At 70.2% G+C, this 18,940-nt stretch carries 21 protein-coding genes and 1 tRNA gene; 11 read left to right on the forward strand and 11 right to left on the reverse strand.

Going from position 1 to position 18,940, the window contains the following annotated elements; all coding sequences use genetic code 11:
* Positions 1-11: 11 nt before the first annotated feature.
* Positions 12-461, reverse strand: a complete 450-nt coding sequence (locus RAN62_RS25635) for an NUDIX hydrolase (protein ID WP_305787320.1) — start codon at positions 459-461, stop codon at positions 12-14.
* Between the two features lie 39 nt (positions 462-500).
* Between RAN62_RS25635 and RAN62_RS25640 the strand changes: the two genes are divergently transcribed.
* The 3 genes from RAN62_RS25640 (at position 501) to eccB (ending at position 4,546) form a co-directional block, all read left to right on the forward strand.
* On the forward strand, positions 501-1,595 hold the full coding sequence (locus tag RAN62_RS25640; RefSeq protein ID WP_305787321.1) for an aminotransferase-like domain-containing protein: 1,095 nt from the start codon (positions 501-503) through the stop codon (positions 1,593-1,595).
* 365 nt (positions 1,596-1,960) lie between these two features.
* The gene (locus tag RAN62_RS25645; protein WP_305787322.1) at positions 1,961-3,118 is read left to right on the forward strand and encodes a magnesium and cobalt transport protein CorA; all 1,158 of its coding nucleotides are present in this window, start codon (positions 1,961-1,963) and stop codon (positions 3,116-3,118) included.
* Positions 3,119-3,148: 30 nt separating this feature from the next.
* On the forward strand, positions 3,149-4,546 hold the full coding sequence (gene eccB, locus RAN62_RS25650; RefSeq protein WP_305787323.1) for a type VII secretion protein EccB: 1,398 nt from the start codon (positions 3,149-3,151) through the stop codon (positions 4,544-4,546).
* Positions 4,547-4,771: 225 nt separating this feature from the next.
* Here eccB and RAN62_RS25655 read toward each other — a convergent pair whose 3' ends face one another.
* Complete coding sequence (locus RAN62_RS25655) at positions 4,772-5,479, reverse strand: hypothetical protein (protein WP_305787324.1); 708 nt, start codon at positions 5,477-5,479, stop codon at positions 4,772-4,774.
* Between the two features lie 162 nt (positions 5,480-5,641).
* Between RAN62_RS25655 and RAN62_RS25660 the strand changes: the two genes are divergently transcribed.
* Positions 5,642-6,166 (forward strand): peptidylprolyl isomerase, encoded by a 525-nt coding sequence (locus RAN62_RS25660; RefSeq protein ID WP_305787325.1) that lies wholly within the window; start codon positions 5,642-5,644, stop codon positions 6,164-6,166.
* A 193-nt stretch (positions 6,167-6,359) separates the two neighbouring features.
* Positions 6,360-7,262 carry a rhomboid family intramembrane serine protease gene (locus RAN62_RS25665; protein ID WP_305787326.1) on the forward strand — a complete coding sequence of 301 codons (903 nt, stop codon included), beginning with the start codon at positions 6,360-6,362 and terminating at the stop codon, positions 7,260-7,262.
* Positions 7,263-7,394: 132 nt separating this feature from the next.
* On the opposite strand, the gene RAN62_RS25670 is transcribed toward RAN62_RS25665, so the two are convergent.
* Positions 7,395-7,814 carry a PH domain-containing protein gene (locus RAN62_RS25670; protein WP_305787327.1) on the reverse strand — a complete coding sequence of 140 codons (420 nt, stop codon included), beginning with the start codon at positions 7,812-7,814 and terminating at the stop codon, positions 7,395-7,397.
* Between the two features lie 30 nt (positions 7,815-7,844).
* Between RAN62_RS25670 and RAN62_RS25675 the strand changes: the two genes are divergently transcribed.
* Together RAN62_RS25675 and RAN62_RS25680 are read left to right on the forward strand one after the other, a co-directional pair.
* On the forward strand, positions 7,845-8,969 hold the full coding sequence (locus tag RAN62_RS25675) for a thiolase family protein (protein WP_305787328.1): 1,125 nt from the start codon (positions 7,845-7,847) through the stop codon (positions 8,967-8,969).
* Between the two features lie 58 nt (positions 8,970-9,027).
* Positions 9,028-9,468 carry a hypothetical protein gene (locus RAN62_RS25680; RefSeq protein WP_305787329.1) on the forward strand — a complete coding sequence of 147 codons (441 nt, stop codon included), beginning with the start codon at positions 9,028-9,030 and terminating at the stop codon, positions 9,466-9,468.
* On the opposite strand, the gene RAN62_RS25685 is transcribed toward RAN62_RS25680, so the two are convergent.
* Both RAN62_RS25685 and RAN62_RS25690 read right to left on the reverse strand, forming a co-directional pair.
* Positions 9,465-10,334 carry a transketolase family protein gene (locus tag RAN62_RS25685; RefSeq protein WP_305787330.1) on the reverse strand — a complete coding sequence of 290 codons (870 nt, stop codon included), beginning with the start codon at positions 10,332-10,334 and terminating at the stop codon, positions 9,465-9,467. The two genes, RAN62_RS25680 and RAN62_RS25685, sit on opposite strands and share 4 nt — an antisense overlap.
* Positions 10,335-10,336: 2 nt before the next feature.
* On the reverse strand, positions 10,337-11,005 hold the full coding sequence (locus tag RAN62_RS25690; RefSeq protein ID WP_438874544.1) for a thiamine pyrophosphate-binding protein: 669 nt from the start codon (positions 11,003-11,005) through the stop codon (positions 10,337-10,339).
* Positions 11,006-11,051: 46 nt separating this feature from the next.
* On the opposite strand from RAN62_RS25690, the gene soxR (RAN62_RS25695) reads away from it, so the two are divergent.
* On the forward strand, positions 11,052-11,492 hold the full coding sequence (gene soxR / locus RAN62_RS25695) for a redox-sensitive transcriptional activator SoxR (RefSeq protein ID WP_305787331.1): 441 nt from the start codon (positions 11,052-11,054) through the stop codon (positions 11,490-11,492).
* 6 nt (positions 11,493-11,498) lie between these two features.
* Here soxR (RAN62_RS25695) and RAN62_RS25700 read toward each other — a convergent pair whose 3' ends face one another.
* The 3 genes from RAN62_RS25700 to RAN62_RS25710 form a co-directional block, all read right to left on the reverse strand.
* A complete protein-coding gene (locus RAN62_RS25700) occupies positions 11,499-11,924 on the reverse strand; it encodes a hypothetical protein (protein ID WP_305787332.1) in 426 nt (141 codons plus the stop codon).
* A 117-nt stretch (positions 11,925-12,041) separates the two neighbouring features.
* Complete coding sequence (locus RAN62_RS25705; RefSeq protein WP_305787333.1) at positions 12,042-12,665, reverse strand: antibiotic biosynthesis monooxygenase; 624 nt, start codon at positions 12,663-12,665, stop codon at positions 12,042-12,044.
* A gap of 2 nt (positions 12,666-12,667) precedes the next feature.
* Positions 12,668-13,207 carry an NADPH-dependent FMN reductase gene (locus RAN62_RS25710; RefSeq protein WP_305787334.1) on the reverse strand — a complete coding sequence of 180 codons (540 nt, stop codon included), beginning with the start codon at positions 13,205-13,207 and terminating at the stop codon, positions 12,668-12,670.
* A gap of 58 nt (positions 13,208-13,265) precedes the next feature.
* Between RAN62_RS25710 and soxR (RAN62_RS25715) the strand changes: the two genes are divergently transcribed.
* Positions 13,266-13,697 (forward strand): redox-sensitive transcriptional activator SoxR, encoded by a 432-nt coding sequence (soxR, locus tag RAN62_RS25715; RefSeq protein ID WP_305787335.1) that lies wholly within the window; start codon positions 13,266-13,268, stop codon positions 13,695-13,697.
* Between the two features lie 2 nt (positions 13,698-13,699).
* Here the strand turns inward: soxR (RAN62_RS25715) and RAN62_RS25720 are convergent, their stop codons facing one another.
* Both RAN62_RS25720 and RAN62_RS25725 read right to left on the reverse strand, forming a co-directional pair.
* On the reverse strand, positions 13,700-14,677 hold the full coding sequence (locus RAN62_RS25720; RefSeq protein ID WP_305787336.1) for an NAD(P)H-quinone oxidoreductase: 978 nt from the start codon (positions 14,675-14,677) through the stop codon (positions 13,700-13,702).
* Positions 14,678-14,714: 37 nt separating this feature from the next.
* Complete coding sequence (locus RAN62_RS25725) at positions 14,715-16,541, reverse strand: ricin-type beta-trefoil lectin domain protein (RefSeq protein WP_305787337.1); 1,827 nt, start codon at positions 16,539-16,541, stop codon at positions 14,715-14,717.
* Positions 16,542-16,757: 216 nt separating this feature from the next.
* On the opposite strand from RAN62_RS25725, the gene RAN62_RS25730 reads away from it, so the two are divergent.
* Both RAN62_RS25730 and RAN62_RS25735 read left to right on the forward strand, forming a co-directional pair.
* Positions 16,758-16,842, forward strand: a tRNA-Ser gene (locus RAN62_RS25730).
* A 37-nt stretch (positions 16,843-16,879) separates the two neighbouring features.
* Positions 16,880-17,659: a TIGR02452 family protein gene (locus tag RAN62_RS25735; protein ID WP_305787338.1), complete on the forward strand. Its 780-nt coding sequence runs from the start codon at positions 16,880-16,882 to the stop codon at positions 17,657-17,659.
* Here RAN62_RS25735 and lipB read toward each other — a convergent pair.
* Positions 17,642-18,274, reverse strand: coding sequence for a lipoyl(octanoyl) transferase LipB (gene lipB, locus RAN62_RS25740; RefSeq protein ID WP_305787339.1), 633 nt, complete (start codon positions 18,272-18,274; stop codon positions 17,642-17,644). The genes RAN62_RS25735 and lipB overlap by 18 nt on opposite strands.
* Between the last annotated feature and the right edge of the window lie 666 nt (positions 18,275-18,940).

The raw sequence follows: 18,940 nt of genomic DNA on the forward strand, positions 1-18,940 counted from the left end.
TAGCGGGGCCTTCACATATCGAGGGCGCGCAGGACAGCAAAGCCGTCCTCGGCGAGCTGACGGATCATGCCGTCGTTGATGTGCGCGCTCTCGTCCAGCACGTCCAGCTCGTCCGGGCCCAGCCACCGGTACGCGGTGTGCTTGCCCTCCTCGAGCACGGGCCGGCTCAGATCGCCCCGCACCCGGACCAGGAAGTCGGTCTCGAAGCGGGTGAGCCCGTCCTCGCCCGTGTACGTGTAGTCGCCGACCTTCGCCACGATCTCGGCGAGCTCCCAGCCGGTCTCCTCCTGGATCTCGCGGGCGAGCGCCTCCTCGACCGTTTCGCCCGGTTCGAGGTGCCCGCCGACCACGTCCCAGGAATTCGGGAAAAGCTTCCGCGAGGGCGAGCGCATCTGGAAGAAAATGCGGCCGGCCTCGTCGAGAACGAGAGCAGCGGCGACGCGAAGGGGTTCACTCGACACGGAGAAAAATGGTATAGCCGCGGCTCGTAAGCTGGTGCCATGACCGCTGAGCAGCTGATCTCATTCGCCCGGGGCGCGCCGTCGCTGGACATCATCGACGTGGAGGGCCTCAAGGCCGCCGCCGCCCGGGCCTTCGACGCCGATCCGGCCGGCATCACCGCCTATGGCACCTCCGTCGGCTACCAGCCGCTGCGCAAGTGGATCGCGGACAAGCACAATGTCTCGCCGGATCAGGTCATCGTCACCAACGGCTCGCTGCAGGCCGACGCCTTCCTCTTCAACCACCTCGTCCGCGCCGGCGACGACGTGATCGTGGAGAAGCCGACCTACGACCGCACGCTGCTGAGCCTGCAGAACCTCGGGGCCAAGGTGCACCAGGTGACGCTGCAGGAGGACGGCATCGACGTCGAGGAGCTGCGCGGGCTGCTCGAGTCGGGCGTGCGGCCCCGGCTGGCCCACATCATCCCGAACTACCAGAACCCGGCCGGCATCACGCTCTCGGCCGAGAAGCGCCGCACGCTGCTCGAGCTCGCCGCCCAGTACGAGTTCGTGATCTTCGAGGACGACCCGTACGTCGACATTCGCTTCCGGGGCGACGCCCTGCCCTCGATGCTGTCGATGGACACCAGCGGCCTGGTCGTGCACGCCTCCAGCTTCACCAAGACGGTGTGCCCCGGCGTCCGCGTCGGTTACCTGGTCGGCCCGGCGGCGCTCATCGACGCGATCGCCAAGAAGGCCACCAACCTCTACATCTCGCCCGGCATGGTGTCCGAGGCGATCGTGCACCAGTTCGCGATCTCCGGCGACATCGAGCGGTCGGTGCGGACGGTCAGCACGGCCCTCGGCGAGCGGGCCAAGGTCCTGGCCGAGTCGATCCGCAAGCACATCCCGGGCGCGACCTTCACCGAGCCCGACGGCGGCTACTTCCTCTGGGTCGACCTGCCCGAGGACGTCGACGTGAACAAGCTCTTCCCGGCGGCCATGAAGAAGGGCGTCGCCGTGGTCAAGGGCACCGACTTCCTCATCGACGGCGGTCAGCACTCGGTGCGGCTCGCCTACTCCGCCGTGACGGTGGACCAGATCGACGAGGGTGTGCGCCGGCTGGCCGCAGCCATCGACGAGGTTCGGGCCTGAGTGTCGGGTATTTGACAGTAAGCGCTTCCTGCCGGTTCCGGGTTTCCCTCGGGACCGGCGGGCGGATCACAATGCCTACAGCGCTCGCTGCATGACCATGCGGCCGCGCGCGTCGACATTATCCCCGCCCCCTGGCGCCGAGCGGGCCGCTTGCGATCTTTCACCCCCCGAAAGTGCAGCGGCCTGCTCGGCGCCGTTTATATGGGCCTCGCTCCGCTCGGCGGGTGCTTCGCCCCCCTTGAGTCGGCGCGAAGCGCAGGGGCTGGAGTGGCTTGGGGCGGGCTGAAGCTGGGGCGTAAGGACTGGGTAACCCTGCGGGCGTAACCTCCGGGGGTTGTTCGGCGAGTTTTGTGGGGGAGGCGTTCATGAGCGAGAGCAATGTGCACCGGAGCCGGTCGGCGAGTCTGAAGGGGGCCGGCGTCAATCGGTCGCTGTCGCGAGCGTGGACCGCCCCCGTCCGGGCGATGACCCGCATCCTCGGCACCCCCGAGGGCACTCCCGCCAGCAGCGGCCAGGAGTGGAAGGGCAGCGCGGTCGTCGACTGCGGGGTCTATGTGGAGGGGCGGCGCGAGCCCGGGGAGTTCAACCCCGAGGAGGCGCTGGCCGAGGCGTGCGGCCGCGACGACGCGTTCGTGTGGCTCGGGCTGCATGAGCCCTCCGAGCAGGAGATGGCGGCGATCGCGCGGACCTACGGCCTGCATGAGCTCGCCGTCGAGGACGCCGTCAAGGGGGAGCAGCGCCCTAAGCTCGAGCAGTTCGGCGCGGTGCACTTCCTCGTGTTGCGTACCGCCCGCTATGTCCCCCACGGCGAGCTGACCGAGAACTCGCAGATCGTCGAGACCGGCTACATGATGCTCTTCGTCGGCGACCGGTTCGTCATCACGGTGCGGCACGGGGACGCCGCGCGGCTGGCGCCGGTGCGGGCCGAGATGGAGGAGCGCAGCGATCTGCTGGCGCAGGGCCCGTGGGCGGTGGCCTATGCCGTGACCGACCGGGTCGTCGACCAGTACGTCTCGGTCGCCGACCAGGTGGAGGCCGACCTCGACGTCATCGAGGAGGCCGCCTTCTCGCGCGACAAGGGCAGCCCGGTGCAGGCGATCTATCAGATGAAGCGGGAGATCGTGGAGTTCCGCCGCGCGGTGCTGCCGTTGCAGCGGCCGCTGGCCACGATCACGTCCTCGCAGAACAGGATCGTGCCGAAGGAGATCCGGCGCTACTTCCGCGACGTGCAGGACCATCTGACGCGTACGGTCGAGCAGGTCTCCTCCTACGACGACCTGCTCAACACGATCCTGCAGGCCCGGCTGGCCCAGGTCACGGTCGACCAGAACAACGACATGCGCAAGATCGCCTCGTGGGCCGGCATCGCGACCGTGTGGACGGCCATCGCCGGCGTCTACGGCATGAACTTCGACTACATGCCGGAGACCCACTGGGTGTACGGCTATCCGGTCGTCGCCACGGTGATGCTGGCGTTCACGTTCTTCCTGTACCGAACGTTCCGACGCAATGGCTGGTTGTAATCAGCGATCGAGGAAAACTAATCTGAGGGCATGCCCTCGCGGCAGGATCAACTCCAGTCGTACCAGTTCGCCCAGCAGCGGGTCGTGGCGGCGATCGTCGCCCACGACCCCGATCCCCGGCGCTCGCCCCTGCGGCGGGCCGGGACGACCGTCCTCGTCGGGCTGGTCGTCGCGGCCCTGGTGGTGGGCGCCGTGGCCGCGTACGCGCTGATCCGCGGCGGCGGCCAGGTCGACGCGCGGAACCCGGGCGTGGTGTTCCTCGAGCGCGGCACGGGCGCCCGGTTCGTCTATCTGAAGGCGGACGACCGGCTGCACCCGGTGCTCAACTTCACGTCGGGCCTGCTGATCGCCGACGCGGCCACGCCTGCGCTCAAGGAGGCGTCCGCGGAGAGCCTGGCCGCGGTGCCGCTGGGCGATCCGCTCGGCATCCCGGACGCGCCCGACTCGCTGCCGGCGGCCGATGCCCTGCTGCCCAATCAGTGGACGGTCTGCTCTTTTTCCTCCAAGAGCGTGCTCGCGGTCGGCACGGCGGCATCCGGTGGGACAGTGCTGCCTGTGCCCCGGGCGGGTGCTCCTGCGGAGGAGTTGCGCGGGCTGCTGGTCAATGATCTGGCGGACCGGACGTGGCTCGTGCACGCGAATCAACGGTTCCTGTTACCGCCCGAACGCGTTCAGCAGATCCGCACCCGCTTCGGCTACACCGCCACGCCACTCGCCGTGGCGGCCGCGTGGCTCAATGCCGTACCGGCGGGTCCTGATCTTGATCCGCCCGACCTGGACGACCTCGGCGACGCGTCGTCGGTGCTGCCCGGCGTCGACATCGGCCTGCTCCTGCGGGTGCGCGGGGAGGGCGGCACCCCCGACCAGTGGGGCGTGGTGCTGGACGACGGCGTGGCGGACCTCACCGCGGTCCAGGCGGCACTCCTGCAGACCGGCGCGGATCCGGTGCGGGTGCAGGAGATCAGCATTTCCGGGTACGCCAACCTGCCACGCTCCCGCACCGATCTCGTCGAGCAGTCGGTGTCCGCCGGGCTGCCCGCCACGGTTCCGGCGCTTGTCAACGGGCCGGAGAGCGTGTGCCTGACCTACGACGGGGACATTGACATCCGGGTCGGAGCCTCCGTGCCGTCCGGCGTGCCGGTGACCAATGATCCAGCCGTCCCCGGGACTGTGCAGGCCGACGAAGTGACCGTGCCCCGGGGCAAGGGCGCCCTCGTGGTGTCGACCGCTTCGCCGTCCGCGCCGGCGGAGAGTGGCACGGTGAGCGTGATCACGGACACCGGTCGCCGGTTTCCGCTCGCCGGGCGGGAGGTGCTGACGCGGCTGGGGTACGGGGGCGTGACTCCGGTGGGCGTACCCGGTCAATTGGTCTCGCTGCTGCCGGCCGGACCGTCGCTCGATCCCGCAGCCGCCCGCCGCGCCGCTTAGGGGTTTCCCACCGCGCCGCTCAGCTTCTCTCGCCGCCGCTTTCATCCACCGCCGCGCCGGTTAGGTTCTCTCGCCGCCGCTTTCATCCGCCGCCGCGCCGGTTAGGTTCTCCCGCCGCCGCGCTTTTCGGGCTTGCTTCCGCCGCTGGCCGGCCGGTCCGCCGACCGACCTCGGGCACGACGAATGGGCCTCCGTCGCCGGAGACCCATCACCGTGGAACCTGCGTTACCGGGGGGTGGTGTCGTTCTTGCCGCTGGCGAGCCGGGCCACCTCGGGGCTGTGCTGCTTCGAGGAGGTCTGGTCGCCGTCGCCGACCGGCACGACCGGCACGTCGGAACCGGGCGGCGTCACGAAGCCCGACGGGCCCGCGAGGTCGGCCGGCTCGAACGCGGCGTCGTCGGCGCCCGTGGTGCTGGGGGCGATCGACGTGGTGGCCGGGCTGGGGTCGTACTCGTCCCACTGGGCGTTGCGCCGCTTGCGCAGCACATAGGCGCCCGCCGCACCCACGGCGGCACCCGCCAGGGCGAGGCCGACCAGCTTGCTGCCGGTGCCGCGCGACTTGCTCGACTTGCGGTCGATCTTGGCCGCCTTCCGCGACGCCTTGGCGGCCTTCTTGCCCGCCTTGGCCGCCTTGGCGTTGGCCTTCGCCGACTTCTTGCTCACGGTCTGACCCGCGGACCGCGCGCTGTCACTCGCCGCGGCCACGATCGGGCCGAGGGTCGAGACGGCGCTGCCCCAGCCGGACGACGCCGCGTCCTTGGCCTTGGTGGCGGCGGGCTGCACGCGGTCACGTGCCGCGACGAACTTGGGCCCCACGGTTGCGCTGGTCTCCTGGGCGGCGAGCGTCGCCGCACGCTTGAAGTGATCCACGCTCTGGCCGAGCTCGCTCTTCATCTTCGCGTTGCGGTTCTTCCGTCGCATTGTTCCGAACACCAGTGCACCTCCTGTGGTTCTCTGCCACGACCCATGCTGCCTCTTCGGGTACCCCCACGTTGCGGGTTCAGACACATGCGGGAGGATCCGAAAGACAAATACTTGTCCTGCGCCGGCCGCCAAACCGGTGGTGCGGCGACCGCGACATCGTGAGGAGTACCCGTGGCTGAGACGCTTTACGCCACCCTGCACACCAACCACGGTCCGATCCGGCTCCAGCTTTTCCCGGACCACGCGCCGGCGACCGTGCGCAACTTCGTGGAGCTCGCGGAGGGCACCAAGGACTACGTCGACCCGCGCACCGGCCAGAAGGGCAGTGGCCCGTACTACGACGGGACCATCTCGCACCGGGTCATCGCCAACTTCATGGTTCAGATGGGCGACCCGACCGGCACCGGCCGCGGTGGCCCCGGCTTCCAGTTCGCCGACGAGTTCCACCCGGAGCTGCAGTTCGACCGCCCGTACCTGCTCGCCATGGCGAACGCCGGCCCGGGCACCAACGGCTCGCAGTTCTTCATCACCGTCAGCCCGACCCCGCACCTGAACCGGCGCCACACCATCTTCGGTCAGGTCGCGGACGAGCAGTCGGCCAAGGTCGTCGACTCGATCGCCACCACGGCGACGGGCCCCGGCGACCGTCCGCGCGAGGACGTCGTCATCGAGCGCGTCACCATCGAGCGCGCCTGATCCAAGGCACACGGCTCGCGGGTCTTCGGGTCCGCGGGCCGGGCCTCCGGGCCTCCGGGCCCTCCGGCCCTCTCGCTCGCGGGCCGGGTCCTCTGCCCTCCGCTCTCCGCCCTCCGGCCTTCTCGCTCGCGGGTCCGGCCCTCCGGCCCTCCGGCCTTCTCGCGTGCGAGCCGCGAGCTAGTACCTTTGTGCCATGAGCGAGTCTCCGGTCACGGCGCCCACCTGCTATCGGCACCCGGGCACGGAGACCTATGTCCGGTGTACGCGATGTGATCGCCCCATCTGCCCGGAATGCATGAACGCCGCCTCGGTCGGCCACCAGTGCCCCGAGTGCGTCAACGAGGGCCGCCGCACGCAGCGCCCGGCCCGCACCGCCTTCGGTGGCAGCTCGGCCGGCCAGGCCGGAGTGGCCACCAAGACCCTCATCGGCCTCAACGTCGCCGTGATGATCCTCTCGATCCTCTCGTCGAGCGGCGGCAGCGCCATCGCCGGCGGCGGCTTCGGCGGTCTCTTCGGCAGCTCGACCCCGCTGCTCAACTGGGGCGCGGTCCTCAGCTACAGCAACTTCGGCGTCACCGGCATCGCGGGCAACGACGAGTGGTACCGCCTGGTCACCGCCATGTTCCTGCACTACGGCGTCATCCACCTGGCCCTGAACATGTACGCCCTGTGGATCCTCGGCCGCGAGCTCGAACGCGCCCTGGGACCCCTGCGCTTCACCGGCCTCTACCTGCTCGCCGGCCTCGGCGGCAACGTGGCGGCCTACGTCTTCGCCGGCCCCGACGCCCGCACGGCCGGCGCCTCCACCGCGGTCTTCGGCCTGATGGCGGCGATGCTGGTCCTGCTCAAGCGGCTCAACCTGAGCATCGCCCCGATCCTGCCGGTCATCGTCATCAACGTCATCTTCACGCTGACCATCAGCGGCATCTCGATCCCGGGCCACCTCGGCGGCCTGGCCACCGGCTTCCTCGCAGCGGTGGTCCTGGCCTACGCCCCCCGCGACCGCCGCAACCTCGTCCAGGGCATCGGCCTCGCCGTGCTCTTCGTCCTCCTCCTCGCGATCGCCATCGCCCGCACGGTCTACCTGACGACGTAAGAAGCCCGCACGGTCTACCTGACGACGTAAGAAGCCTGCACGGTCTACCTGACGACGTAAGAAGCCCGCACGGTCTACCTGACGATAAGAAGCCCGCACGGTCGATCTCACGACGTACGAAGCCCGCATGATCTATCGCACGACGTAGCGCAGCTCGTTGAGGGCCTTCGCCACCTCTTCCGGATCCGCGCCGAGCTCGTGGATGTTGAAGAGGTGCAGGCTCTCGCCGGCGTCGATCTCGAGGAGTTCGCTGCGGATGCCGCGGCGGTTGCGGCGGTCGACGCGGATGCGTTCGATGGTGGGCCAGGGCAGGTGGCGGCGGGCGGCGTAGCCGGTGACCACGGTGATGCCGGTCTCGTCGGCGGTGAGGCGGACCGGGCGGATCAGGTCGCGCAGGGCCCACAGGGTCAGGCCGGCCGCGGTGGCCAGGGCCAGCACCCATTGGATCGGGTCGTCGCCGCCGAAGGCCACCACCAGGATCACGAGGGCGACCGCGCCGAGCAGCTTCGTGACCGGGAGGACGGGCTTTACCCGCCACTGGAGAGGCGCCATGGTCCCCACTATGGCAGTACCGTCGACGGTATGCGTGATGCGGTGATCGTGGGGGCGGTGCGGACTCCGGTCGGGCGGCGGAAGGGCGGCCTGGCGGGCGTTCACCCGGTGGAGCTGTCGGCGACGGTGCTGCGGGAGCTGGCGGCGCGGACCGGTCTGGATCCGGCTGATGTCGAGGACGTGCTCTGGGGGTGCGTCTCGCAGGTCGGCGAGCAGTCGTGGAACATCGGCCGCAACGCGGTGCTGGCTGCCGGCTGGCCCGAGCAGGTGCCCGGCACGACGATGGACCGGCAGTGCGGCTCGAGTCAGCAAGCCCTGCACGTGGCGGCGGCGACGGTGATCTCCGGGCAGGCCGATCTGGTGGTCGCGGGTGGCGTCGAGTCGATGAGCCGGGTGCCGATGGGGTCGAGCAACGCGGGCGCGGACCCCTACGGCCCGTCGATCCAGGCGCGCTACGGCACGGACTCGTTCAACCAGGGCGTCGGCGCGGAGATGATCGCCGCGCGCTGGGGGTTCGGCCGGGCCCAGCTCGACGAGTACGCCCTCGAGAGTCACGCCGCCGCCGCAAAAGCCCAACAGGCGTTCGCGGCCGAGATCGTGCCCGTGGCGGGAATCAGTGCAGACGAGGGTATCCGCCGCGACACGTCGCTGGAGAAGCTCGGCCAGCTGAAGACGCCCTTCAAAGCGGACGGGGTCGTCACGGCCGGCTCGGCCTCGCAGATCTCCGACGGCGCCGCCGCCCTGGCCGTCACCACGTCCGACTGGGCCAAGGCGCACGGGCTGACGCCGCTGGCCCGCGTGCACACCGCCGTCGTCGCGGCCGACGATCCGGTGATCATGCTGACCGCTCCGATCCCGGCGACGGCCAAGGCGCTCAAGCGTTCCGGGCTCAGCCTCGACGACATCGGCGTCTACGAGGTCAACGAGGCCTTCGCGCCCGTCCCGCTGGCGTGGCTGGCCGAGACGGGCGCCGACCCGGAAAGGCTGAATCCGCGCGGCGGAGCGATCGCCCTGGGTCACCCGCTCGGGGCGTCCGGCGCGCGGATCATGACGACGATGCTGCACCACATGAGACAGTCCGGCATCACATACGGCCTGCAAACCATGTGTGAAGGCGGCGGCATGGCCAACGCGACCATCCTCGAGCTCTTGTAATTCAAGTTTCATCTAGGTGGGGCCGCCTCTTCCCAAGTGAACCCCCGTTAAACGCGGCATGGACGTGTTCTCCCGTACGTTCCTCCCCGCCGCCGCCGAAGCCGGTGTGGCCATTCCCACCGTCAGCCGGCATCTGCCGGTCTTCCGCCGCTGCGTCGAGCCGGACGACACCACCGTGCTGGTGACCCGCTGCGCGAACCCCGACCGCCCCTTCGCCGGCGACTTCATCCTGCTGCTGACCCCGAGGCGCCTGGTCGTCACGCACGAGACCCGCATGCTGCGCCGCCTGCGCCTGCACCTCAACGCCCACCTGCGCCACCTGAGCGACGTCACGTGGAGCCCCGACTCCCGGCAGACCGCGCTCGAGGTCGCGGCCACGGCGATCGACGGGGTGCGGGAGCGCTTCCGCGTCCGGGTGCCCGAGCCCGACCGCGTCTGGCACTTCGACGCGTTGTTCAAGCAGGTCTTCCACGAGCGCCCCAAGGCCCTGACGATCTAGAGAAACTCCTCGATCGACCGCCGCAGCCCCATGGCGTCGAGGCCGTGGTGCGCGGCGTGGTCGGCCGGCGTTCCGTAGGCGCGATGCTCGGTGCGGCCCACCCCGAGGTGCAGGGACCGATGCGGTACGTGCGCCAGCGCCGAGGCGATCACCCGGCTGGACGTCCCGGCGAGGTACGGCTCCGCCACGATCACCTCGGTCGGACGCAGGGCGACCAGGCCCTGGGTGTCGAGGGGCCGGGGCGTGTTCGTGTAAGCCACCGTGACGTCGAGGCCCCATGTCGCCGCGAGCACGGGGTCGAGCATCGGCCCGACGGCGAGGACGACGGCCCCGGACGTGCCGCGGCGGATGACTTTGAGGTCCGTACCGAGGCTGGCCTTGGCATTGTGAATGGCGGACAGCCGTACGTACACCCGGTCGTCGTGCCGGGCCGCCGCGCGCAGCATCTCGGCGGCCTCGTCCGGGTGCCCCGGCACGTGCACAGTCCAGCCGTCGAGCGTGTCGAGCAGCGCGACGTCGCCCGGGGACTGGTGCGTGTATCCCTCGGCCGAGGCGTCGTACGAGCCGCCGATCGTGACGATGACGGCGCCGGCGTCCTGGTGGCCGAGGTCGAGCTTGAGCTGCTCGTACGCGCGGTCGACGGCGAAGGGTGCGTACGAGTGCACGAAAGGCCGCAGCCCGGTGAGCGCGAGCCCGCCCGCCACCCCGGTCATCAGCTGCTCGCGGATGCCGACGTTGAGCACCCGGTCGGGATGCCGGCGCCGGGCCGGCTCGAACGCGTCGGCGGAGATGTCGGCCAGCACGAGCGCGGTGCGCGGATCCTCGGCCAGCAGGGCGGTGGTTGTGGCGACAAAGGTCTCCCGCATGGTCATTGTCCCTTCGGCTCGACGTGGGCGATGACGACGCGCGGACGGTCCGGGCGTTCGCCGAGGGCGGCGGCGATCTCGTCATGATCGTGTCCGTCCACCGAGGAGACCTGCCAGCCCGGGAACCGTACGCCGATCCCGCCCGGCCACCCGTGCGTCGCCGACTGGTTATCGATCACGATCGCCGTCACCGGCAGCCTGATCGCGGCCAGATAGGCGATCGCCTCGTGGTTGCTGCCCTCGTCGAGCTCGGCGTCACCGAGCAGGACGAAGGTGCGCGTGGTCGCGTACCCCTGGGCGCGCAGGCCGAGTGCCATGCCGGCGGCGAGCCCGAGACCGTGTCCCAGCGAGCCGGTCCCGATCTCGACGCCCGGCACCAGCACCCGGTCGGGATGGTGGCCCAGCGGACTGCCGCGGCCGCCGATGTCGTCGAGCCACTCGGCGGGGAAGTAGCCCTGGGCGGCCAGCACGGCGTAGTAGGCGGCCGGCCCGTGCCCCTTCGACAGCAGGAACCTGTCCCGGTCGGGCGCATCCGCGGTCTCGGGCGAGATGTGCAACACGCGGTCGTAGAGGACCTGCAGCACGTCGAGCGTCGAGTACGCACTGGGCGCGTGCTTGCGGTCCGCGGTGATCCGGGCCATCACGTCTGGTCGTGCTTGCGCTACCGTCATAGGCTCACACTGCAAGTTGAAGTGAACTTCAGCTCAAGGGGAGCCCGTGGACCTCCTGACGATCGGCGACATGGCGGCCCGCAGCGGTGTGGCCCAGTCGGCCCTGCGCTTCTACGAGCGCGAGGGGCTCATCAGCTCGACCCGCACGGGCGGCAACCAGCGCCGTTACGAGCGCCACGAACTGCGCCGGATCGCCTTCATCCGCATCGCCCAGCAGGTCGGCGTCTCGCTCGACGAGATCCGCGAGGCGCTCGCCGAGCTGCCCGACAAGCGCACCCCGACGCGCGCCGACTGGGCCCGGCTGTCGGCGCGCTGGCAGCGCAAGCTCGAGGACCGGATCGCGATGATGGAACGCCTTCGCGACCAGCTCACGGGCTGCATCGGCTGCGGCTGTCTCTCGCTGCAGCGGTGCACGCTGGTGAACCCGTCGGACACGCTGGCCGCGAAGGGGCCGGGGCCGCAGCGGATCCTGCACGCCCCGGAGTGACGCCGATCAGTACTCCGGGCAGATGTACTTGCGGACTGCCTTGAGGATCGCCTTGGCCTTCGTCTTGCCGAAGCCCTTGGGGTGCCCCGCGGAGGTGAAGCGCTGGTTCGTGGTGCTGACCAGCGACGCCTGGTTGTCGGGGAACTCCTTCACGCTGCCGCACTGGTCGAGGCCGCGGTCGACGACCTTCTGCTCGCCGTCCTCGACGATCTCCGGGTCGATCTTCTTCAGCGCGGCGACGTACTTCTCGGCGGTCTTGTCGTCCGGGGCGGGCAGCACGTCCTCGTCCGCCTTCTTCGCGGCGGCGGAGGTCGGCGCGGCCGCGGCCGGTGCATCGACCGCCGCCTTCTCCGTCGCCGGCTCGGCGCTGTTGCCGCACGCGGCCAGCACAATCGATGCGGCCACCAGCACCATGACGCGACGAGCCCTCACGCATACCTCCTGAGTCCAACTTGGAGTAACCCGGAGGGCACGGTACGGGGTCACGGGCCCGACGAAAACCCCCTGACCGGTCGGGGACCGAATTTTGCAGGTCAACGCCGATCTATCTCATGTCCCCAGGCTCGCGTGCAGCAGGTAACGCGTCACACTCACCGGCCGAACGCCCGGCATGGTGTGCACGCGGTCCCACAACGGGCCCAGCGAGACGGATTCGCCTTGCGTCGCAGCGAGGGCCCGGCGGTGCGCCTCCGGGCTCTCCCACTCGGCGTAGTTCAGCACGCGGCTGCCGTCCGTACTGATGTGGAAGAAGGCCCCGAGACCACCCGGCGGCAGGTCGGTGCCTCCGGCCAAGGCCGCGAAGACGGCGTCGATCCAGGTGCGCGCCCGGCCGGCGTCCGTGGTGTCGGCCCGGATGAAGACCACCGCGCCCGGCTCGACCGGCCCGGGCGTGGTCCCGCGATGCAGCCGGTAGACGGCCCGGTCGTGACTCTCCGCCCCGGCGATCGTCAGGTCCGGCAGTGTCGGCTCGACACTCCACTGTGCATAGTCGCGGACCTTCTCTCCGTCGGCGTCGACGAAGACCGACCAGGTCAGCAGCCCCTCCGGCCACGGTTCGCGCCGGCGGGCGGCGAGCAGCTCCGCCGCGACGGCCTCCTTCTCCGGGCCATGCCACTCCCCGGTCACGGCAAAGGCCGCCCGGCCGAGCGCGGGATATCGGTCACGCTTCTGCATGGTCATTCTCCTCGCGATCCCGGGTACGGCCGAAGCGCCCGGGCCTCCCGCAACGTCACGCCCCACCACGCCAGCCCGTCGAGCATCCGGTGCACGGCGACCGTGCTCGCGGGGTCGACAGGCCGCCCGTCCGGCCCGAAACAGTGCCGTGCGCCGTGGAAGCTGACCGTGTCGCGGATCGTGTGCGCGTGCAGCTCCGCGAAGACGGGCCGCAGATGCTCCACCGCGCGGAGCCCGCCCGACAATCCCCCGTACGAGACGAAGCCCACCGGCTTGGCCTGCCACTCCGCCCGATGATCGTCGACCAGGGCCTTGAGCGGCGCGGGATAGCTGTGGTTGTACTCGGGCGTGACGACGGCGAACGCGTCCGCGAGGTCCAGTTGCTTGGTGACGGAGCCGGGGCCGATCGGGTCGACGAGGTCCGCGTCCAGGTCCGGTCGCTGGGTGATCTCGTCGGCCAGCCAGCCGGCGACGGTGGGCCCGAAGCGCCCTTCCCGGGTGCTGCCCACGATGACGGCGATGCGGAGAGGCGAGGTCTGCATGCCCCGGACGCTAGAACCCCAACTAATGTTGAGGTCAAGCACGGGGAGGGGCGGCGTCATGGAACTCACGGTGGGCCAGCTGGCCGAACGCAGCGGCGTGGCCGTGTCGGCCCTGCACTTCTTCGAGCGCCAGGGGCTCCTGACCAGCACCCGCACCGCGGGCAACCAGCGCCGCTACCGCCGCGACGCCCTGCGCCGGGTCGCCTTCATCCGCATCGCCCAGCGCGTCGGCATCCCCCTCAAGGAGGTCGCCGCGATCCTCGCCCTCCTCCCGGACAACCGCACCCCGACCCGCGAGGACTGGGCGCGCGTGTCCGCCTGCTGGCAGGACGAGCTCGACCGCCGCATGCGCCACCTGCAGCAACTGCGCGACGACTTCACGGCCTGCGTGGGGTGCGGCTGCATGTCGCTGGCCGCCTGCCCCCTCGTCAACCCGGGCGACAAGCTGGGCAACGAGGGCGCCGGCCCCCGCCGCCTCCTCACCAGCTGACGTCAGGCCGGGTCGCCGGGGAGCAGGAGGATCTTGCCGATGTGGTCGCTCGCCTCCATCAGGCGGTGGGCCTCGGCGGCGTCGCGCATCTCCAGGGTGCGGTCGATGATCGGGCGGATCTCGCCGGCGTCGAGGAGGGGCCAGACCTGGTTGCGGACGCCGCGGACGATGCGGGCCTTGTCGTCGGCCGGGCGGGCGCGGAGCGTCGTGGCCGAGATCGTGCCGCGCTTGGCCATCAGGGCGCCGAGGTTGAGCTCCGCCTTGCTGCCGCCCTGCATGCCGATCGTGGCGATGTGGCCGTCCGGGGCGAGCGCCTCGATGTTGCGGGCCAAGTATTTCGCGCCGATGATGTCGAGGATGACGTCGGCGCCGCGGCCGCCGGTGAAGTCGCGGACCGCCTCGACGAAGTCGGTCGTGCTGTAGTCGATCGCCAAGTCGGCGCCGAGGGCGCGCAGCTGGTCGTGCTTGGCCTCGCGGGCGGTCACGATCACCGTGGCGCCCAGGGCTTTGCCCAGCTGCACGGCGAAGGTGCCGATGCCGCCCCCGCCGCCGTGCACCAGCAGCACGCGGCCCTTGCGCAGGCGGGCGAGGTCGACGACGTTGGACCAGACCGTGCACGCGACCTCGGGCAGCGCCGCGGCCTCCTGCACGCTCATGCCCTGCGGGATCGGCAGCAGCTGACCGGCGGGCACGGCGACCTGCTCGGCGTAGCCCCCGCCGGCGAGCAGGGCACAGACGCGCTCGCCGACGTGGTGGCCGGTCACCTCGGCGCCGACCGCGGTGATCACCCCGGCGCACTCCAGGCCCGGCCACGCGGGGGTGCCGGGCGGCGGCGGATATTTGCCCTGGCGCTGCATGACGTCGGCCCGGTTGACCGCCGCCGCGGTCACCTCCACGACGACATCCCCGGGGCCCGGCTGAGGGTCGGGCACCTCGGACCAGACGAGGCCGTCCGGCTCCTCGATCACCACTGCGTGCATGACCCTCAGCTTGCCCCGGGGGTACGACAACTAACTCCTACGACCACTTCTGGTTGGCGGCGCCCGTGCACGTCCAGATCTGCAGTTTCGCCCCGTCGGCGGTGCTGTTGCCGACGATGTCGAGGCACTTGCCGGACGCCACGTTGACCAGGTCACGGGCGGCGGTCAGGGTCCACTGCTGGTTCGTACCGCCGAAGCAGTCCCACAGTTGGACCGCCGAGCCGTCGGCCGTGCCGTTGTCCTTGACGTCGAGGCACTTGCCGAGGGCCTGAACCGTGCCGTTCGCGTTCCGGGTCCACGTCTGGTTGGGGCCCGAGGTGCAGGTCCACATCTGCGGCAGGTTGCCGTTGGCCGTGGAACCATTGGTCACGTCCAGGCACTTGCCGGTGTCGCTGCGGATGGCGCTACCGGTGTTGCTGCCGCCGCCGGACTGAGTCCCGGACCACGTGAAGGTGGCCGAGGTCTGTGCCGGCAGGCTGTAGACGAACGACTGGCCGCCCCAGTTGACCTTGACGCTCTGCGGGCTGCCGCTGGTGTTGTACGCGATCAGCGCCTTCGAGCCGTCGGCGTTGCGGAACGCGACGTTCGGCACCGTGCCGTTGGCGCTCGAGTCGATCCGTACGGCCCCGGGCCGCACGAACTTCGTCAGGTGCCCCATCGTGTAGTACTCGATCGTGTAGTCCACCTGTCCGCGCCGGGCGTCGTTGCGGTGCACGGTGATCAGGCCCGTACAGGTGCCGCAGCCGCCGTTGTGCGGGCCCATGTTCTCGTCGACCGCCATTGACCACTTGGTCCAGCTGCGGCCCCAGTTGCGGAAGTACTCGATCAGGTCGCCCATGTCCTCGGCGTGCTGGTTGCCGACCCACGTGCCGCCCGAGTGCTCGGTCATGTACGCGTTCACGTTCGGGAACTGGTTGTGGACATTGGTCGCGACGCTCGGGCTGCCGCCGTAGTCGTGCCACGCGATGCCGCCGAAGTTGGGGTGGTTGCGGATGGCGGTGTCGTTGAGCAGCGGCGCGACCCACGTGTCGTACGTGTCGAAGTTCCAGTCGCCGATGAGCAGCTTGGTGTTGAGTCCCGCGCCCTGCAACGCCGGCAACAGGTTGGTCTTGGCGAAGTACTGGAGGCCCGAAGCGTTCCACTGCATCGACGGGTAGCCCGCGCAGCAGGTCGGCTCGTTCTGCTCGGTCACGTACCGGATCGGCACGCCCTGGGCCTGGTAGCCCTGGATGTACTTCACGAAGTACTGCGCGTAGGCCCCGTAATACTGCGACTGCAGATACCCCTGGCTGTACGCGTTGTTGTCCTTCATCCACGGCGGCGCCGACCAGGGCGAGGCCATGACGAACGCGGACGGGTTGAGGGCGATCGCCTGCTTGGTGAGCGCCATGACGTCGGCGTCCCGGCTCAGCGAGAAGTCGTTGACGTCGCAGCAGGTGGTGTCGTACGAGTAGCTGTTCTGCGCCAGGTCGGACGAGCCGATGACGTTGCGCAGGGCGCTGACGCCGATCCCGGCCGACGGGCTGAACAGCTTCGTCATGACCTCGTTCTGGGTGGCCGCCGACAGCGCCCCGCTGCCCCGAATGTCGAAGGCGGCGGTGTCCGTGAAGGAGGCACCCGCCCCCTCGAACTGCTGGTACGTCGTGTTCTCGTTGACATTGATCGTCTGGTTCGCGCCGCCGGTGGACGCGGCGAAGTTGATCGGCGTCTGCTGCTGCAGACCCCGCGAGACGGTACGGCCACCGCCGTCACTCGTCGTCGTCAGATACACCTGCACCTGTTCGTTGGCGGCGAGCGCCGGGGGCGTACCGACGAGCGCCACCCCCGTCACGACGGCGAGGGCGAGGAGGGATCTTCTGATCATGGGGACTCCCTTCCGACCGGGGTGGGGGCCCCGGTCTGACAGGTAAGAACCCGAACTAATCACAGCGGTCGATTCAGCGTCAACCGCCCTGACCTGCAGCAATGCGATGTTTCAGCAGCTCCGTCCGCTGTTTCATAGGGTGAAAAAAGTACGTGCCACCGGTCTCCTGCGGCCGCTCCGGAGCCGATCTGGCAGACTGAGTCCCGCCGCAGTCCGGGAGGGTTCGCCTAGTGGCCGATGGCGCCGGTCTTGAAAACCGGTAAGGGGAAACTCTTCGTGGGTTCGAATCCCACACCCTCCGCTCGCACGCTCAGCTGAACAAGGGTGGCCACGCCGTCATGAGCAGCAGACTGAAGGCCATGGGGCGCGAGGCCGTGGAGATCGCCGAGCGGGGCTCCTATCGCGACCCGGCCGGCGCGGACGTGACGATCGACGCGACGAGCGCCGTGGCGGGCACCCGGATGTACGGGCCGGAGGTCGCGCTCTCTCCGGCCGCCTACGACGGGGAAGTCGCCATCGAGGTCACCGGCGAGTCCACATTGGCGGCCGCGCGGCGGCTCGGCGGGGACGTGGCGGCGCTCGTCTTCGCGTCGGCGCGCAACCCGGGCGGCGGATTCCTCAACGGGGCTCAGGCGCAGGAGGAGAGCATCGCGCGCAGCTCGGCGCTCTACCCGTGTCTGCTGGCGGCTCGCGAGTTCTACGAGTACCACCGGGCGCACGCGGAGCTGACGTACTCGGACCGGGTTGTGTACTCGCCGGGCGTACCCGTCTTCCGGGATGATCGGGGCGAGTTGCTGCCGGACCCGTACCTGGTGTCCTTCCTTACCGCGGCCGCGCCGAATCTCGGGGCGATCCGGCGCAATCAGCCGCAGCTGGCCGCCTCGATGCCGGAGATCCTGCGCCGACGGGCGGGCCGGGTGCTCGAGGTGGCGGCGGCGCACGGGCATCGGCGGGTCGTGCTCGGCGCGTGGGGGTGCGGGGTCTTCGGCAACGACCCGGTGGTGGTCGCGCGGGCCTTCGCGGAGGCGCTGAGGGAGCGGCCCTTCGAGCGGGTGGTCTTCGCGGTGCTCGGACCGAACCGGACCGAGTTCGAGAGCGTGTTACCAGGCCTTCTGTAGGTGCCGCGCGAGCGTGTCGCGGATCTCGGCCTCGGCCGGCAGCGGCACGCCCTGACGGTCGGACAGGCGGCGCAGGGAGGTCATCCGGACGTCGTCGAGGCCACAGGCGACGAACGTGTCGAAGACGGACAGGTCCGGATCGATGTTGAGCGCGAAGCCGTGGCTGGTCACGCCGCCGCGGATGCGCATGCCGATCGAGACGAGCTTCTCGCCGTCGGGAGTCCACACGCCGACCAGACTGGGCGAGCCCTTCGGCGTGTCCCGGCGCACGGTGGCGAAGCCGAGGTCGCCCAGCGCGGCGACGAGAGTCGTCTCGAGCCACCGGACGACGTCGCCCGGGCCGCGCTCCCGCAGGTTGAGCACGAGATAGCCGATCAGCTGCCCGGGCCCGTGATAGGTCGCGTGGCCGCCGCGGTCGGTGCGCACAGTGGGGATGCGGGCGAGGTCGGCGGGCAGTTCCGAGACGGGGGTCGTGTGCCCGTACGTGATGATCGGCGGGTGGCTCAGCAGGAAGAGCCGGTCGGGAGCCCGCCCGGCCTGGCGCTCCGCCACCCAGCCCGCCATGCTCCGCACACCCTCGTCATAGGGCAGCTCACCGAGGTCGACGCGCTCCATCGGCCCAGTGTGCTCCCGGGCCGGCCGGACGCCGCGTGTTCTTCGCCACGGTTGCCGCGACATCACCCGGTCGATACCGCGGCGAAAGTGTTTCCACCAGCGGGAACGGGGTACGCGCGGGCGCGCGAACGACGGCTTCTCTCCGGCGGAGACGATCTCGAAATCGTCGGCGACACCCGGATGATTTTGCGTGTTCCGCCTTATCCAGGAGCGAACATGTGTTGGCATGGTCGACGGAATAACCCAATTTGCCCGGGTTCCCATTGTCGGCGGTCAACGGCTGACAACTGCGGCGGCCGATGTGGTCCGCTGCGAATGGGATTCGCGTGAGTGCCCCGGGCCGAACTCGGAGGCTTCGCTGTCCCGTCCGTCCTCCGGCCGTGTGCTGGCCGTCGGCGTTCTCGCGCTGGCCGTCGGTGTCCCGGCCCTCGAGCCCGTCGCCTCTCCCGCTGAGGCGCAGATCCCCCCGACCCGAGCTGCTGACACAGTCGAATTACCCCAGGTCGGCACGGTCGAACCACTTTTGTCGCTCCGGCCGGAGCGGCCGGCGTCACGAGCCGCGGTCCGGCGGGCGGTCCGGCAACCGGCCGCGGCCGCGCTGCGTGCGGCGCAACGTCAAGTGCTGGCGGTACGCCGGGCGGCCCTCGCCCGTGAAGCGGTGCCCGA

The organism is Symbioplanes lichenis (assembly GCF_030709675.1).
GTDB classification, from domain to species: domain Bacteria; phylum Actinomycetota; class Actinomycetes; order Mycobacteriales; family Micromonosporaceae; genus Actinoplanes; species Actinoplanes lichenis.

What these genes read in the sequence shown, in the direction of transcription:
- RAN62_RS25675 (WP_305787328.1), top strand. Translation starts at nt 7,845, where the DNA reads ATGCGTGATGCGGTGATCGTGGGGGCGGTGCGGACTCCGGTCGGGCGG.
- RAN62_RS25685 (WP_305787330.1), bottom strand. Translation starts at nt 10,334, where the DNA reads ATGCGGGAGACCTTTGTCGCCACAACCACCGCCCTGCTGGCCGAGGAT.
- RAN62_RS25690 (WP_438874544.1), bottom strand. Translation starts at nt 11,005, where the DNA reads ATGACGGTAGCGCAAGCACGACCAGACGTGATGGCCCGGATCACCGCG.
- RAN62_RS25735 (WP_305787338.1), top strand. Translation starts at nt 16,880, where the DNA reads ATGAGCAGCAGACTGAAGGCCATGGGGCGCGAGGCCGTGGAGATCGCC.
- RAN62_RS25680 (WP_305787329.1), top strand. Translation starts at nt 9,028, where the DNA reads ATGGACGTGTTCTCCCGTACGTTCCTCCCCGCCGCCGCCGAAGCCGGT.
- RAN62_RS25710 (WP_305787334.1), bottom strand. Translation starts at nt 13,207, where the DNA reads ATGCAGACCTCGCCTCTCCGCATCGCCGTCATCGTGGGCAGCACCCGG.
- RAN62_RS25670 (WP_305787327.1), bottom strand. Translation starts at nt 7,814, where the DNA reads ATGGCGCCTCTCCAGTGGCGGGTAAAGCCCGTCCTCCCGGTCACGAAG.
- soxR (WP_305787335.1), top strand. Translation starts at nt 13,266, where the DNA reads ATGGAACTCACGGTGGGCCAGCTGGCCGAACGCAGCGGCGTGGCCGTG.
- eccB (WP_305787323.1), top strand. Translation starts at nt 3,149, where the DNA reads ATGCCCTCGCGGCAGGATCAACTCCAGTCGTACCAGTTCGCCCAGCAG.
- RAN62_RS25645 (WP_305787322.1), top strand. Translation starts at nt 1,961, where the DNA reads ATGAGCGAGAGCAATGTGCACCGGAGCCGGTCGGCGAGTCTGAAGGGG.
- RAN62_RS25705 (WP_305787333.1), bottom strand. Translation starts at nt 12,665, where the DNA reads ATGCAGAAGCGTGACCGATATCCCGCGCTCGGCCGGGCGGCCTTTGCC.
- RAN62_RS25720 (WP_305787336.1), bottom strand. Translation starts at nt 14,677, where the DNA reads ATGCACGCAGTGGTGATCGAGGAGCCGGACGGCCTCGTCTGGTCCGAG.
- lipB (WP_305787339.1), bottom strand. Translation starts at nt 18,274, where the DNA reads ATGGAGCGCGTCGACCTCGGTGAGCTGCCCTATGACGAGGGTGTGCGG.
- RAN62_RS25640 (WP_305787321.1), top strand. Translation starts at nt 501, where the DNA reads ATGACCGCTGAGCAGCTGATCTCATTCGCCCGGGGCGCGCCGTCGCTG.
- RAN62_RS25725 (WP_305787337.1), bottom strand. Translation starts at nt 16,541, where the DNA reads ATGATCAGAAGATCCCTCCTCGCCCTCGCCGTCGTGACGGGGGTGGCG.
- RAN62_RS25665 (WP_305787326.1), top strand. Translation starts at nt 6,360, where the DNA reads ATGAGCGAGTCTCCGGTCACGGCGCCCACCTGCTATCGGCACCCGGGC.